Raw genomic sequence first — 13,938 nt, 5'->3', positions numbered from 1 at the left:
TGGCGGCGGGCTCAAGCCTGGAAGCTTTGTGGCGGGCGATGAATGCAGCCCGGGGCCTGAAGCGCCCCGGTGATCAGCGTCACCCTTGTCACAGCGCGGATTGATATCCCCCTTTCAGCCCCGCCTGCGCTGGTCAGCGCCGTGCTGCAGGCGCTGCGATGATCCCCGCCGGCGCCCGGGTGTGGATCTGCTCTGGCCACACCGACATGAGGAAGGGCATGAATGGCCTTGCGCTGCTGGTGCAGGAGCATTTCCGGCGCGATCCCCATTGCGGCGACCTGTATGTCTTCCGGGGCCGCGGCGGCGCACTGTGCAAGATCCTGTGGCACGACGGGATCGGCATGTCGCTCTATGCGAAGCGGCTGGAACGCGGCCGGTTCATCTGGCCTGCGACAGGGGGCGGCGCGGTTGCCTTAACGGCAGCCCAGCTCGGCTATTTGCTCGAAGGAATTGACTGGCGCCATCCGCAACACAGCTGGAGGCCGCGCAGCGCCGGCTGAGCAAAAATAGTTTGGCCAGACGGCATTTTGGGGCGCCACAAACGCCCTGATCTGTGATTCACTACGGTCATGAAAGCCATGGCCAGCCCCGTTCCTGACGATGTCGCAGCGCTGAAAGCGGCGCTCGTCGCCGCCGTGGAGCGGGCTGACCGGGCCGAGGCAGAAGCCGCCGCAGCCCGGGCCCGGCGCGCCGATGACCAGGCGCAGATCGCCCATCTGAAGCTGCTCATTGCGAAGTACAAACGTGAGCGCTTTGGCGCCTCATCGGAGCGGACCGCCCGCCTGCTCGACCAGCTTGAGCTGCAGCTGGAGGAGCTTGAGACTGGCGCGACCGAGGACGAGCTTGCCGCAGAGAAAGCCGCCGCCCGCGCGACCACGCCTGTCGCCGCGTTCCGCCGCAGGAAGCCCGCGCGTCAGCCTTTCCCTGAGCACCTGCCGCGTGAGCGGGTGGTGGTTGAAGCCCCGCGCGCCTGCGCCTGCTGCGGCGGCGCGCGGCTGAGGAAGCTGGGCGAGGACATCACCGAGACGCTGGAGGTGATCCCGCGCCAGTGGAAGGTGATCCAGACGGTGCGGGAGAAGTTCTCGTGCCGCGACTGCGAGGCCATCGCCCAGGCTCCAGCGCCGTTCCATGTGCTGCCGCGCGGCTGGGCCGGTCCCCGGCTTCTGGCCCAGATCGTGTTCGAGAAGTTTGGCCAGCATCAGCCGCTCAACCGCCAGTGCGAGCGCTATGCCCGCGAGGGCGTGCCGCTGGGCCTGTCGACGCTGGCGGATCAGGTCGGCGGCGCTGCCTCGGTGCTGGCCCCGCTGTTCTCGCGGATCGAGGCGCATGTGCTGGCGGCTAAACGGCTGCATGGCGACGACACCACGGTTCCGGTGCTGGCGAAGGGCAAGACCGATACGGGCCGGCTCTGGACCTATGTGCGTGACGACGCCCCCTGGGGCGGCCCCGCGCCACCGGCGGCTGTCTTCCATTACTCACGCGACCGTCGGGGCGTTCACCCGCAGGAGCACCTCAGGGCATGGAGCGGCATTCTTCAGGCCGACGCCTATGGCGGTTACAATGAGCTGTACAGGCCAGAGCGCGCGCCAGCCCCCATTCTGGAGGCGGGTTGCTGGGCGCACGCAAGACGCAAGTTCTTTGAGCTGGCGGACATCGAAAGCGCCGCCCGCAAAACGGCCAGGGGATTGAAGCCGCCGTCCGTCTATCCGCGGGCGCTGGAAGCTGTTCGCCTGATCGACAGCCTGTTCGCGATCGAACGCGACATCAATGGAGCCAGCGCCGACGGGCGCCGGGCCGTGCGCCAGATGCGCAGCGCGCCGGTGATTGCGCAGCTGGAGGCATGGCTTGGCCAGACCCGGGACCAGTTCAGTCGTGGCCATCCCCTGGTGAGGGCCATCGGCTATCTGAGCCAGCGCTGGCCATCGTTCACGCGCTTCCTCGATGACGGGCGGATCTGCCTGTCGAACAACGCCGCCGAACGGGCGCTGCGCGGCGTCGCCCTTGGCCGCAAGGCGTGGCTGTTCTGCGGATCGGATCGCGGCGGACAGCGCGCTGCGGCGATGTACAGCCTGATTGTCACCGCCCGCATGAACGACGTTGATCCTCAGGCGTGGCTGGCCGACGTCCTCGCCAGGATCAATAGCATTCCGGCTGCGCGTATCGATGAACTGCTGCCGTGGAACTGGAAGGCAGCCACCACGGGGTAAGGCATAGCCTGAGGCGGAGGCGTCTCAGATGTGGTGCTCACCGCATGCTTACACAGCGCGAGACGGCGTTTCGATTTTTGTCCGCCGCGAATTCTTTCCCGGCATTCTCGCGGCCATCTCCAGCTGCCTCGCCGCCGCCGGCGCCGCCGGAGCCCCCGCGCGCGCCGCCGCCAGGGCGACGCGCGCCCCCGCCGCGACGGACGGAGAAACGCTCGCCGCGCGGCTGGCGGCGGCGACGGCGGCGACTGCCGCGCCGGCCGAGCCGGACCTCACCGAGAACGACGTCGCCGCGCTGTGGCTGCGGGAGGGCGTGCTGGTGAAGGCTGAGGCCGCCGACGGCGCGGAAGCGGACAGGAGCGCTCCGTCTCCCCCGCCGCCAACATCAGCGACACCAGCCGTCGCTGACGCGCGCCAGCCGCCAGCGCGGCGCAGCCTGCGCCCACGCGGCCAGCCTGGCCGTTCGCACCGCATGGCGGCGAACGGCCGGCCTGGCGCCGGAACGCGATCCGGACGGAACGGGCGACGGCGCCCCGGGCGCCTCAGAGCAGCGGCGCGCCTCAGAGCAGCGGCGGCACGGCGGGCTGGACAGGAACCTCCAGCACGGTCGGCCCCTTGCGTGCGAGGGCCGCGGCGACGGCGCCCTGCACCTCTGCAAGGGTCTGCGCGCGCACCCCCGTCGCGCCATATCCTTGCGCCAGCGCCACATAATCCAGGCCGGGAATGTCAAGGCCGGGCACGCCCGGCGTCCCCTCAAGCCCTGCGAAGGACTTGAGAATGCAGTACTGCCCGTTGGCCGGAATCACGAAAAGCACCGGCAGCTCCAGCCGCACGGCCGTCCACAACCCCTGGATGGCGTATTGCGCCGAGCCGTCGCCAATCACCGCAACAACCGGGCGGTTGCGGCCGCTGTCCCGCTCGCGAGGGCCACGCCAACGCTGGCCGGCAGCCCCCACCCCAGACTGCCGCTGGCGAAGGTGTAGAAGGCGTCCGGCTGCTCAACAGGCCAGGCGGCGTGCAGCTCGGGCAAACTGGACGGCGTTTCCTCCACCAGCACCGTATCCGGCGGGCAGGCGGCCCGCAGGGCGCGGAACAGCGCGCCGGCGTCCGGCAGGCCGCCGTCAGGCTGCGGCGCGGCCGGCGGGTGCGGAGCCATCCCGTGCGCCTGGCGGCGCACCGGCGCCGGCGGCGCGCGCGCCGGCGTCAGCCGCTCCAGCGCTTCAAGCGCCAGAACGGCGTCGCCCAGCAGGCTGTCGCCCACCGGCGCCCGCGCCGCCTCGGCCGGGTCGTCGGTGACGTGCATGAGGTCGAGGCCATCGGGAATGTAAGGGCCGTCAATATAGGGATAATACCGGAAAACCGGCGCGCCCACGACGAGGGCGGCGTCGTGCCCCTCCAGCCTTTGCGCCAGCGGCCCCATGGCGAAAGGCAGCCCGCCGGCGTAAAGCGGATGGGTTTCCGGAAACGGCGGCCTTTCGGATGCGGGCGCGGCGTACACCGGAGCCTGCAGTTTCTCCCGCCAGGGCGACGGCCTGCCTCCACCCGCCGCCACGGGCGATGGCCGAACCATAAATGAGCGCCGGACGCCTGGCCTGCGACAGGCGGGCGGCGAAAAGCGCGATGCGCTCCGCGTCCGGGGCGACACGCTGCGACACGCTGCGCGGCGCGACCGGGCCCGCCGCAGGCCTGTCCCAGTCATCCAGCGGAATGGAGAGGAACACCGGACCGGCCGGAGGCTGCATGGCCATGGCGAAGGCGCGCATGAAGGCGGCCGGCACGTCTTCCGCGCGCGCCGGCTCGTGGCTCCACTTCACCCACGGGCGCGGCAGCATGGCGGGCTCCACATTGGTGAGCCACGGCTCCATGAGCAGCATGGCGCGCGTCTGGTTGCCGGCGGTGATGACGAGCGGCGTGCGGTTCTGGAAGGCCGTGAGAATGTTGCTCATGGCGTTGCACAGGCCCGCGGAGGTATGCACGTTCACCAGCGCGGGCCGCCGCATGGCCTGGGCCCAGCCGTCGGCGACGCCCACCGCCGACGCTTCCTGCAGCACCTGGACGTATCTGAAATCGGCGGGAAAGTTCTTCAGGAACGTTTCATCGGTCGAGCCGGGTTCCCGAAAATGGTGGTGACGCCCAGCTCGCGCAGCAGCTGGAAAGTCACGTCACGAACTGTTGCTGCGGCCACGCCGCCCTCCCTGCAACCCCCCGGCGTCGCGGCTCTCCATGAACGCCGCATGAACGCCGCCGCCGGCGCGCGCCCGACATGCGGGCCATACGTCGCATCATCCTGGGCGCCCGCAGGGAATGCAACCCGACGCCTCGCTCCGCATTCGCCAGCCCGCGCCCGGGCGCGCGGCCCGCCGCCGCCAGCGCCCCGGCCGCGCCATGCGCCGCCGGCAGGGAAAGACATGCGGCGTGCGCGAGCGCATACAGCCGATCGCCGCGCCAGCGCCCGCGCCGCGACGGCGCGCGCCTCACCGCCTGACGCCATGCAGGGGGGAGGAAAGCCGGACCGGCAGGGTCGCCCTGAATATGGTCCGGAACGGATTGAGCGGGCGACCGCTGCGCAGCGTCAGGCGCAACGCCCTGGCGGGCGCTCCGCAATCTCATGACGCGCCAAAAAATTATGGTGGGCCCGGCAGGACTCGAACCTGCAACCAGACCGTTATGAGCAGGCGGCGGATCGTTGAATCTCTTGCGTTCTGGCGAAAAGAGCAGACTTTACAATGCGCTTTTCCGAACCTGATTCAGCCATTCGCCGCCTGTCCAGGTTCAATGAACCTGCGAGCACTCCGTAAAATATGGCTAGCGTCATGCAATACGCTTGATGCTCGTGAAATCCAGTATTTCAGCCTCATCACGCAGATGGTCTGGCGAAAAGCGCGCATAGACCCGTTCTGTTACTGCCGTGCTGCTGTGGCCCAGGTACTGACTAATGCGCGCCATCGGCACTCCTGCCGCCGCCAGATGAACGGCGGCTGTATGGCGCAGGACGTGGGGCGTCACGTTTTCAAGTCCAGCGGCAGCAACGGCGGCGTTAAACCCCGTCTTGATGCTTTTGACCGGCCGGCCCGCCCATTCGATGACATGATCCGTCAGCGCACCAGATCGGGCATGTTCTAGCGCAGCGCGAAGCCCGGCGTTCATCGGGACAATTGCCCGGCCCTTGCGCGGCCCTGTCGCATCCGTGCGCAAGTTTATCTGGCCGCGTTCCATGTCCACGCGATCCCACGTCAATTCGAGCACAGCGCCGACGCGCCCGGCGGTGGACAGCATGAGCAGGATCGACAACCTGATGTGATGCGCCATCGGCGCGTCAAGCAGCCGCGCGATTTCAGCCGTCGTAAGGTATCGCTCTTTTGGGGCTGGCTTCGCAGGCCGGTCAATGCGTGGGGCTTTGTCCCGGCCAAGCGCCCACACCAGCGCCGTGCGCAGGTGGCCTAATTCAGTCCATATCGTGCCATCATGCTTGCCTGCCTTGCGCCGGGCTGCTGTGTAATCCCGGCACTTGGCCGTCGTGACCTGCTCTGGGCGAAGGTGGCCGAAGAAAGGCCCTATGGCCTTCCATTCATGGCGCATGGCCTCTGCCACACGCCGTCCTTCCTTTTCTGCACGGTAGGCATCCCATATATCGGCAATGGTTCCCGTGTCGGGATTGCCAGCATCCCTGCGGATCGTGTCTAGCGCCTCGCGCTCCGCGTCCTTCGCGTTGAGTGCTTTAAGACGATAACGCTTTCGCTTCCCGTCAATCCACCATGAGACGACGTATCGCCCGTTGAGGCGTCCGATGCTGTAATCTGGCATGCCTGATACTCTGCGATGGCGTCAGCCGGGATTCTAATCAGTTTGGAGCCTAACCGGAAAGCGCGGAGTTCGCCGCGCTTTATCAGGTTGCGGACGTGGTTGCCCGTGCAGCCCCATATTTCTGCAACCTGCTCAGGCGTGAAAACGCGCGCGACTTTTGCTGTGGTCATTCCGCGCTCCTTTCAAGGATGGCCTCAACGGGTCGGTCAGGCTGTGATTGATATTTACCGGCGTATGGAACCGTCGGCATGTCGAGCCGCTGGAACACAACCTGCGCAATCGGATCGCCTGCCGCGATCCTGATGTGGTTGGTGTGGTGCTGGTTTTTCAGCTCAAGGGTCAGCCAGCCGTGCCATCCTGGCTCGATCACCGTATTAAACACAGACAACCCCTGCCGTGCCCATGTGCTCTTGTCGTGGACGATAGCCAGCACGTCGTCGGGCATCTCGAAGTGCTCGACGGTTGACGCCAGCGAGAACTCGCCGGCGCGCAGGAAAACGTCCTGTTTGATGCGCACGTCATAGCCTGCGTGCGATAGGCCGTAGGAGCGGCCATTGTGAATGGTGTGCTCGCAGAACGGGCGGACCGGCTGGATGGCGCGGATGGTGGCGGCAGAAAGGATCATGCCTCGCCTCCCGTGAGCGCCCCCCAAGCCACAGGAAACAGCGGCCTGATGATCGCATCCCATTGTTTCGCAAGGTCCTGGATTTCGCGCTGTGCGGTTTCATGGGTGCGTAGGGTGTACGCGCGAGCGAAGGCTGCCAGGGAGCCGGTCACATAATAACTCGTCAACATACTCTGAGGCAGGACCATGCGGGCTTGTTCAGGAGCAGTACCAAGGCGCAGCAATTCATTATAAAGCGTCACGGCTTCCTTGGCGTAGCAGGCCACAGCCTCACGGGTCCTATGGCCCATCTCCACAGGCTCATCGCTACTCCCCTGCTTCACGTGGTCCGCGCGTTTCCGCCAGACTTCCGGCTCATAGAACTCCGGCTCGTCGTCTACGTAGCGGCGGCTCACCTCGTTGTATGAGAAACCTACTACGTGTTTGAAACGCTGCCGGGCCACAAAGATCGGTACGGTTTCACGCATGGTAATCATGCAGTGCGTGAAGGGCGTGAAGTGGTTGTGACGGGCCAGGTAGGCGATAAGCTTGGCGTCGCGGGCGGACAGCCGCTCTAGGTACACATCATCCTCGCCGGAGAAGTGCTCCTTGTCCCACTCACTCTCCTTGTCGAATGAAACCCTGGCCGCATTGGCCACCACCAGGTCACTACCCATGTGCTGGATGTATTCTGCTGTAATCATTCGCTCCCCCTTGCCCTGATGGCGGCTTCCATCAGCGCGGCGACAGCTGCCTCGCGAGTTGCGAAGACACGACCGTCCTGGAGACGCCTTTGATCCGTGGCCCGGCCGTCCCACTCGCTCCACCAGAGATCGTCGAAGTCATCACTCACGCACCAATATGCGGTCCCCTTTTCCGGCGGCTCTTTCAGCGGCTCCGGCACGGGCAGCATGACAAAAAAATTGGTGGCCGATTTCGCAACGGGGCGCAGGCATGACAGCAGAACGGTGCTGTGCGATCCGTCGCGCTCGCGCACCCATGCCACATCTCCGTTGCGAGCCAGCACCGTCACTTGCCGCGCTGGATTATCCCCATCGACGGTGGCTTGCGCCGGCAGCGGGCACGTCGCCAGATCGACCGGGGCTGGGCGGAGCACTTTGAGCCTCGACGTATCTACCGATGCACCGCAAATCCTGCCGTCGTGCGCCTCATAGGTGATGATGGCCGATCCCTTCAGGTCATCGACAGACATCACCTCCACTTCCAGCGCGCACACATCACCTTTGCTCATGTTCATCAGACATACCTCCGGCGTTCGCGCTCTCTGCGCGCAGCGCGTCCCACTCTGCCCGCAGCGCCTCGATCTCGGCCTGTAGCGTGGCGGTGTGGTGCAGGACGTTGGCGCGGGCGTAGGCTTGCATCTGGTCGTAGCTCCACGCTTGATACATCCCAACGGCCTCGCCCTTCGGCATCGGCAGCAGCTTGATGTCGTCAGTCATTGCTCGCCTCCCGCGCCTGGAGCATGGCGTCTGCCAAGCGGTACGCGATGGTCGCAACACGTTCTGCAACGGTTGGGCCACCAGCATCTCGCTGGTAGTCGATGTTGGGGTAGTCGCTATCCGCGCTCGTCGCAGTCATCATTGCGGCGGCGATGTGCCCGGCGAACCAGTCGCGGAGCGACATGCCGGGATTGCCGTGGTAATGCGATCCATCGCTGTGCTTCTCATTCCAGGGAAATGCCGGCCCGCCGTCGTTGATTTTCTGGTCAGTCATTGTCGCCTCCGCCATCCAGATCCTTGTTCACGATCTTGCCCACTAGGCACGCGCGGACGCGGCGCTCGAAGTCGGCCTGGGCGGCGGCTTTGGCAGCCTCCAAGGAAGGGTATGTCCGGTTGTGATCCATGCCCTTCATGAAGTGCACACGGCGCGCAATCCGTGTGTCGATGATGTATGCCTCGCCGATCCCGCCGGCGCTCGCGACCAGCCCGGCGGGATGCTCCTCCCACACCAGCGGCTTGACCTTCACCTGCGGGCTGGCGGCTGGAGGCCAGTAATCCAAATCAACGTCTAATTGCGTCCCGTCGTCGCTCATCCGAACCGCGCTTACCGGAACGGATTGAAAGCCTTGGATGCACCCGGAGGACGTAACAAATCGGGCTGTTACATCGGGCGTCACCGGCTCCTGCGCAGGCGCGGCAGGGGCGGCGGCGAGCATATCGCGGGCATCCTCTAGCCCTGCCTTGATCTTCTGAAACGCTTTCTCTGTCATCAGACAAACTCCAGGCATTCGCGCTCCTGCGCAGGCACGTCGCGCGGCGCGTCAGTCATGGCTGGCCTCCCGCTTCGTCAGCGCGATCAGGGCCTCTGCGTGGGCGCGGGCGGCGGCTGCCTCCTTCAGAGCAGCCGGAAGGCGGATGCGGATCTGCGCGGCAGTAATCAGGTCAACCTGCTTGTCCGCGTCATCGACAATCGAGATTGCCGGGATTCCGCGAACGCCGTGCGCGTCAGCAACGTCGGGCTGTTCGCCCATGTCGATGTATTCCAGCGTAACGCCATGGTTGGTCGTCTCGCGCTCGACAAATGGCTTCAGCTGCTGGCATGCCTGACACCAGGGGCCGGTGAAGTACAAAACCTTCATGCTGCGATCCTTTTGGCGAAGTGCTCACGGTAGAAGCCGTGCTGGTCGCGGAGCATATCGAGCAGCTTTCGCGCGGACTTTTGCGCGGCGGCGTCCAGCTTTTCCTTGGCGAAGTGCTCCTGAACGCCGGTCAGCAGAACTTCCAGCGCGTCTCCGAACGCGGAGCCTGCGCACAGTTCAATCGTTCCTGACGACAGCAGTTCTTCAATCAGGTAGTAATGCGTCATGCCGATGCGAGCGCCGGGCCGGTTGTTCAATTCGACGGCGATCTGCCGGCAGACACGCATTGCTCGGTTCAGAAGTTTTTCGGCCCGCTTGTGGTCAAGATGCTCAATCAGTTCCCACACGGCGAAATAGCAGCCATTGAGTACGCCGCGCGTGTAGTGGCGTTCTTCATCGGTGCGCTGGATCGGGTACTGCGACTGCGCGAAGTCATAGACCATGATCGGCAGTATCAGCAGTTCGCAGCAGAGCCTGTCGTTGTGCCAGTTCATGCTGACCTCACAGCCAGACAGAGCAGGCGTAGTCAGCCACGCCGCCGATGATGCAAGAGGCTGCGAACAGCCAGAGGAATTCGGTGGCGGTCATGGTCACTCCGCAGGCTTGGCGGTGGCAGGCCAATCGATGGGCGACAGGCCAGCGGCCTCGCGCAGTTCATCAATGGCGGCCTTGGCGCTTTCGATGTGCCGGCGAGCATCCAGCCCGCACGACGCTGCGATTTCGTGGCAGATCATGTGCCCGGTCAGCGCCCCGATGGCGCTGGCGACCGCTATAGACGGCAGAGAAGCCATGCCGTTGAGGTAAATGCCGCGCATATCAACGACGCTACCGGAAGCAGTTGCAGGCTCATGATTGATTCCGATGTGCTTCATGGCGCTCACTCCGCAGCCATGCGCATGTCGTTGCGATAGTCGGCGTAGCCATCCGAACGCCTGGACTGGTAGTGGCCGTAGTAAGCGAGGCCGTAGCTGTCGATCAGATCGACGGCAGCGAAGCTGGGGGTCTCGGAGTCGCGGTAGCTGTTCAACGCCAGCTCTGTCGCAACGTCTTCTGTCACGTCGCGCATCTGTCCGTCGGAGTGCGAATACTCCCAGACGCGGAATATCGTCTCGACGTCCGCTCCATTGATCTGGCGAGCCAGTTCGGCCAGCGACTGCGCGTCGTCAAACTCAATGGTGGGATCAAGCCCGTCGCATGATCCGTGGATCAGGAAATAGCGGGGCGGAATCTCGTTGCCCATGTCGGTCTCCATGCCGTGTGGCGATGGAGTGATGATTGCAAAACGCAGACCTCATGTCAATTGCGAAATGCAGAATAAATTGCGTGACGCAATCAGGCGCACTTGCCGGGTGCATAACAGGCAATAAAAACCCCGCTCGAAGGCGGGGCTAGGAAGCGCAGCGAGTGTCTGTGGCTACTTGGTTCGCCACTGTCCCGAGCGGATGACGGTGTGAACCTCTGCCGCCCACTCTACGACCACATCCTCAATGAGTGGCGCATTGACGCTTTCGAGGTTGAACAGACCCTGGGCGCGTCCTCTCCGCAGCCGTTTCACGAAGTAGCGCCCGTCTGCCAGCTTCACGATGCACTCTTTGCCGATCAGGTCCAATGGGTCGCGCCCATCCCGGAAATACCCGATCACGTCACCGTCATCGTACCTGGGGTACATAGAATCCCCCCGGACAATGACGCCGATTGTTCCGTCTGCCACAGGGAGGGCTGTATCAAAGACCTCCATAGGCTCCCCTGGCGCATGATCATCAATTCCGTACACTTCGGCTCCTGCCCCCACATGACCGTACACCTCTAGCCTAAAGCTAGGCGGTAGCTCATGTGGATCGCCCTCGCCGAATGCCAGCCATGCAGCTGAGACACGGAATGCGTCGGCATATGCCTTCAGTTCCTCCATGCGAATGCCGCGTGTTCCGGCCTCATGGCCAGAGTATGTGCCATAGGGGACGCCCAGCCGCTCAGCGGCAGCCCTGGCTGTTTTGATGCCGCGCGCGATGCGCGCCTGCTTGAGTCTGTCATGCACTTCCATGTCGGCAGTATGCAGAGCCGCTGATTGCAAATCTGATAATTCAGGCTTGACGTGGATGATTGCGTAATGCAGATTAGTTTGCGTCATGCAGAATTTTTCATCCGTTATCGATGCCCTTGGCGGTTCGGTCCAGTTCGCAAAAGCGATCGGATGCAGCGTGGGCACAACCAGTGCATGGAAAAGCCGCGACTCCATCCCGCCCCGGCACTGGCGGCGGGTGGTCGAGGTTGCACGCCGCAAGCGGGTGCGAGGCATCACGTTTGAGGTCCTCGCCGACCTCGCAGCCCAAAAAGAACGGAGGGCGTCATGAACGCCCCCCGCCTGTCTCACCGGATCCGGGCGCGCTCACGTGCGCCCGCACGAGGCCCCCACGGGGCGCGTCCTCCCTGAAACTGGCCGGGGGCTTTGACGGCTCCCGGCACCTTTTCAGACGCGACGAGACGCTGCCGCTCCAGCCTGCCAAGGATTAAAGCGGCAACGTCTCCTACAGATCGCCAGTTTTCCGTCTCTTTCGCCAAGTCGCCTCCTTTCTGAACACCAGTGGAGCACAGGCGAATGGGACGGGGCATCCAGCAACAGCGGATAAATCATCCGCAAACGGGGGCGCGAATGACAGACGCCGCCATCACTGATCTTGACCGGCTGCGCGACATGGAACGCGCCGCTGTTCGCCGGGAGCAAATGCGCTCCGGCGGATCAATAGACGACGCTCGCAGGCGAGTTGCTTCGCGGGCCGGGATCGCTCCTGGCACGCTCTACAACATCGCCCGCGACCGCCTGAAACGCCTTGATGCGCGCGTGCGCGATGCGCTCACCGCCTACGCCATCAAGGACATGGAGCGCGAAATGCGGGGGCTAGCGCATGAACTGGAAGTGGCTCGCCAAGTGGGCGGCTCTGCGCGTTCGGTGGATCTGGACCAAGTGGAAGCTCTGCTGGCGGAAGCCAAGGCGCTATTAGCGGAGGCTATACGTGAATGATGTAGCGAGCACCGGCATAGCAGCCGATGAACTGCGACAGATTGTGGAGCGCATTGAGCGCTTCGACGCAGAGATTGCGGACCTGAACGCAGGCAAGAAGGACGTTTACGCCGAAGCCCGTGGCCGTGGCTTCGAAGTGAAGATCATCAAGCAGGTCATCGCTTTGCGCCGCAAGGATGCTGCCGAGCGCCAGGAGCACGAAGCCGTCCTGGAATTGTACCTGCAAGCACTCGGCATGGCGTGACGCCCTCACGTGTAGGCGCACGCGTAGGAGGCAGCAATGCAACGCCTCAACGAAATCTACGTAGCCAGCCAGAAGGCCGAAAAGACCCGGCGGCTGGTGATCGAACAGCAAGCCAAGGCCAACGGTCTGCGCGTCATCGGATGGCGCAACGGCAAGCCGGTGGTCAGGAAATATCAGGGAGCAGGACATGCAACAGGGGAGCGTCGAATGGCTTAACGCCCGCGTCGGCAAGGTGACTGCCTCGCGCGTCGCTGACGTGATCGCCCGCACGAAATCCGGGTATTCCGCCAGCCGTGACGCCTACATGTCGCAATTGCTGGTCGAGCGACTGACCGGGATTCCGGCGCAGCAATACACCAGCCCTGCGATGCAATGGGGCACCGATACGGAGCCGCAGGCGCGTGACGCATACAGCTTCCTGCACAACGTCCGCGTCGAGCAGGTCGGCTTGATCGAGCATCCAGTGATCGGCATGTCGGCTGCTTCGCCCGACGGCCTGGTGGGCGCAGATGGCCTGGTCGAAATCAAGTGCCCGAATACCCACACGCACATTGATACGCTTCTGTCGGAGCGCATCCCGGCTCAATACGAGGCGCAGATGCTCTGGCAGATGGCCTGCACCGGCCGCGACTGGTGCGATTTCGTCAGCTTCGATCCGCGTGTGCCGGCAGAGTTGCAGATTTTCGTGAAGCGGTTCCACCGCGACGCCGAACGCATCGCCAGCATTGAGGCCGAAGTCATCAAGTTTCTTGCAGAACTGGACGACAAGCTGTCCGCTCTGCGCGCCCGCTATTACCGGCAGGAGGCCGCGTGATGACCGATCAGATCATCTCCGAAGTGATGGAAATGTCCGCCGACATTTCAGCATGGGCGCCAGCTTTCGTGGAAGCACAGAAGGCTATGGGCGACGTGATCAAGACCAAGCGCAATGACCACTTCAAGTCGAAGTATGCCGAACTGGCCGACGTGATTGACGCGGTGCAGGGCGCTCTGAACGCCAACGGGTTCAGCATCATTCAGCCCGTCTCGACGGAGGCGGGAGGGTCGGTTGTCCGCATCACGACCATGCTGATGCACAAGAGCGGCCAGTGGGTGCGATCCACGCTCTCTCTGCGCCCGGTGAAGCCTGATCCGCAGGGTGTTGGCTCTGCCATCACCTATGGTCGCCGCTATGGCCTGATGGCGATGACAGGCGTTGCTCCCGAGGATGACGACGGCAACGCCGCCAGTGGCCGCGATGGCCGCTCGCAGCCCATGCAGACGCCGCCCGCTCCGAACGCCGCCGCGACAGCCGCTGAAATCGAGCGCGAGATTGACCAGGCTGAGACTGAGGCAGCGCTGAAAGAAGTGCTCGCCCGCAATAGCCAGCGCCTCGCCGCTCTGCCTGACGCCACCAAAGAGCACCTGCGCAAGGTCTACGCGCTCAAGCAAGCCGCGATCCGTGAATTCAGCAAGGCAGCCTGA

21 protein-coding genes and 2 pseudogenes are annotated in these 13,938 nt (G+C 64.3%); 7 read left to right on the top strand and 16 right to left on the bottom strand.

The features are described 5' to 3' along the window. The first annotated feature begins 158 nt into the window (after positions 1–158). Together tnpB and tnpC are read left to right on the top strand one after the other, a co-directional pair. A complete protein-coding gene (gene tnpB, locus ACFFJB_RS02235; protein ID WP_376828492.1) occupies positions 159–500 on the top strand; it encodes an IS66 family insertion sequence element accessory protein TnpB in 342 nt (113 codons plus the stop codon). Positions 501–578: 78 nt separating this feature from the next. After that, positions 579–2,207 (top strand): IS66 family transposase, encoded by a 1,629-nt coding sequence (gene tnpC, locus ACFFJB_RS02230; protein ID WP_376828577.1) that lies wholly within the window; start codon positions 579–581, stop codon positions 2,205–2,207. Positions 2,208–2,764: 557 nt separating this feature from the next. On the opposite strand, the gene ACFFJB_RS02225 is transcribed toward tnpC, so the two are convergent. The 16 genes and pseudogenes from ACFFJB_RS02225 to ACFFJB_RS02150 form a co-directional block, all read right to left on the bottom strand. Further along, entirely contained in the window at positions 2,765–3,088 is a 324-nt protein-coding gene (locus tag ACFFJB_RS02225) for a thiamine pyrophosphate-dependent enzyme (protein WP_376829194.1), read from the bottom strand. Further along, a complete protein-coding gene (locus tag ACFFJB_RS02220) occupies positions 3,085–3,756 on the bottom strand; it encodes a hypothetical protein (RefSeq protein ID WP_376829192.1) in 672 nt (223 codons plus the stop codon). The genes ACFFJB_RS02225 and ACFFJB_RS02220 overlap by 4 nt, the downstream gene beginning before the upstream one ends. A 379-nt stretch (positions 3,757–4,135) precedes the next feature. After that, positions 4,136–4,291: pseudogene (locus ACFFJB_RS02215) on the bottom strand (thiamine pyrophosphate-binding protein); the annotation flags it as partial. Between the two features lie 724 nt (positions 4,292–5,015). Further along, on the bottom strand, positions 5,016–6,008 hold the full coding sequence (locus ACFFJB_RS02210) for a tyrosine-type recombinase/integrase (RefSeq protein WP_376828572.1): 993 nt from the start codon (positions 6,006–6,008) through the stop codon (positions 5,016–5,018). Between the two features lie 14 nt (positions 6,009–6,022). After that, positions 6,023–6,178 (bottom strand): annotated as a pseudogene (locus ACFFJB_RS02205) (helix-turn-helix domain-containing protein); the annotation flags it as partial. Continuing rightward, positions 6,175–6,633 carry a dCTP deaminase gene (locus tag ACFFJB_RS02200; protein WP_376828571.1) on the bottom strand — a complete coding sequence of 153 codons (459 nt, stop codon included), beginning with the start codon at positions 6,631–6,633 and terminating at the stop codon, positions 6,175–6,177. The gene ACFFJB_RS02200 and the pseudogene ACFFJB_RS02205, both read right to left, overlap by 4 nt. Then, positions 6,630–7,316, bottom strand: a complete 687-nt coding sequence (gene thyX, locus ACFFJB_RS02195) for an FAD-dependent thymidylate synthase (RefSeq protein ID WP_376829190.1) — start codon at positions 7,314–7,316, stop codon at positions 6,630–6,632. Before thyX ends, ACFFJB_RS02200 begins: the two co-directional genes overlap by 4 nt. After that, positions 7,313–7,870, bottom strand: coding sequence for a hypothetical protein (locus ACFFJB_RS02190; RefSeq protein ID WP_376828565.1), 558 nt, complete (start codon positions 7,868–7,870; stop codon positions 7,313–7,315). The genes thyX and ACFFJB_RS02190 overlap by 4 nt, the downstream gene beginning before the upstream one ends. Next, entirely contained in the window at positions 7,851–8,072 is a 222-nt protein-coding gene (locus tag ACFFJB_RS02185; protein WP_376828563.1) for a hypothetical protein, read from the bottom strand. Before ACFFJB_RS02185 ends, ACFFJB_RS02190 begins: the two co-directional genes overlap by 20 nt. Then, complete coding sequence (locus ACFFJB_RS02180; protein ID WP_376828561.1) at positions 8,065–8,346, bottom strand: hypothetical protein; 282 nt, start codon at positions 8,344–8,346, stop codon at positions 8,065–8,067. Before ACFFJB_RS02180 ends, ACFFJB_RS02185 begins: the two co-directional genes overlap by 8 nt. Next, a complete protein-coding gene (locus ACFFJB_RS02175; RefSeq protein ID WP_376828560.1) occupies positions 8,339–8,665 on the bottom strand; it encodes a hypothetical protein in 327 nt (108 codons plus the stop codon). The genes ACFFJB_RS02180 and ACFFJB_RS02175 overlap by 8 nt, the downstream gene beginning before the upstream one ends. Before the next feature lie 228 nt (positions 8,666–8,893). Next, on the bottom strand, positions 8,894–9,211 hold the full coding sequence (locus tag ACFFJB_RS02170) for a thioredoxin family protein (protein WP_376828558.1): 318 nt from the start codon (positions 9,209–9,211) through the stop codon (positions 8,894–8,896). Further along, positions 9,208–9,705, bottom strand: coding sequence for a hypothetical protein (locus ACFFJB_RS02165; RefSeq protein WP_376829189.1), 498 nt, complete (start codon positions 9,703–9,705; stop codon positions 9,208–9,210). Before ACFFJB_RS02165 ends, ACFFJB_RS02170 begins: the two co-directional genes overlap by 4 nt. 96 nt (positions 9,706–9,801) lie before the next feature. Beyond that, positions 9,802–10,083 (bottom strand): hypothetical protein, encoded by a 282-nt coding sequence (locus tag ACFFJB_RS02160; RefSeq protein WP_376829187.1) that lies wholly within the window; start codon positions 10,081–10,083, stop codon positions 9,802–9,804. Between the two features lie 5 nt (positions 10,084–10,088). After that, positions 10,089–10,451, bottom strand: coding sequence for a hypothetical protein (locus tag ACFFJB_RS02155; protein ID WP_376829185.1), 363 nt, complete (start codon positions 10,449–10,451; stop codon positions 10,089–10,091). Positions 10,452–10,625: 174 nt separating this feature from the next. Further along, positions 10,626–11,507, bottom strand: a complete 882-nt coding sequence (locus ACFFJB_RS02150; RefSeq protein WP_376829198.1) for a LexA family transcriptional regulator — start codon at positions 11,505–11,507, stop codon at positions 10,626–10,628. Positions 11,508–11,807: 300 nt separating this feature from the next. Here ACFFJB_RS02150 and ACFFJB_RS02145 point away from each other — a divergent pair, with 300 nt between their 5' ends. From ACFFJB_RS02145 to ACFFJB_RS02125, 5 genes are read left to right on the top strand one after another with little or no spacing between them, the layout of a single operon-like run. After that, positions 11,808–12,230 (top strand): hypothetical protein, encoded by a 423-nt coding sequence (locus ACFFJB_RS02145; protein ID WP_376829183.1) that lies wholly within the window; start codon positions 11,808–11,810, stop codon positions 12,228–12,230. After that, positions 12,223–12,474, top strand: coding sequence for a DUF2312 domain-containing protein (locus tag ACFFJB_RS02140; protein WP_376829181.1), 252 nt, complete (start codon positions 12,223–12,225; stop codon positions 12,472–12,474). Before ACFFJB_RS02145 ends, ACFFJB_RS02140 begins: the two co-directional genes overlap by 8 nt. Before the next feature lie 36 nt (positions 12,475–12,510). Continuing rightward, positions 12,511–12,690 (top strand): hypothetical protein, encoded by a 180-nt coding sequence (locus tag ACFFJB_RS02135; protein ID WP_376829179.1) that lies wholly within the window; start codon positions 12,511–12,513, stop codon positions 12,688–12,690. Next, positions 12,662–13,288: a lambda exonuclease family protein gene (locus ACFFJB_RS02130; protein WP_376829177.1), complete on the top strand. Its 627-nt coding sequence runs from the start codon at positions 12,662–12,664 to the stop codon at positions 13,286–13,288. The genes ACFFJB_RS02135 and ACFFJB_RS02130 overlap by 29 nt, the downstream gene beginning before the upstream one ends. Then, entirely contained in the window at positions 13,288–13,938 is a 651-nt protein-coding gene (locus ACFFJB_RS02125) for an ERF family protein (protein ID WP_376829175.1), read from the top strand. The genes ACFFJB_RS02130 and ACFFJB_RS02125 overlap by 1 nt, the downstream gene beginning before the upstream one ends.

It is taken from the genome of Camelimonas abortus (genome assembly GCF_042432745.1).
Lineage (GTDB): Bacteria > Pseudomonadota > Alphaproteobacteria > Rhizobiales > Beijerinckiaceae > Camelimonas > Camelimonas abortus.
This window is presented reverse-complemented; position numbering and strand designations above follow the sequence as displayed.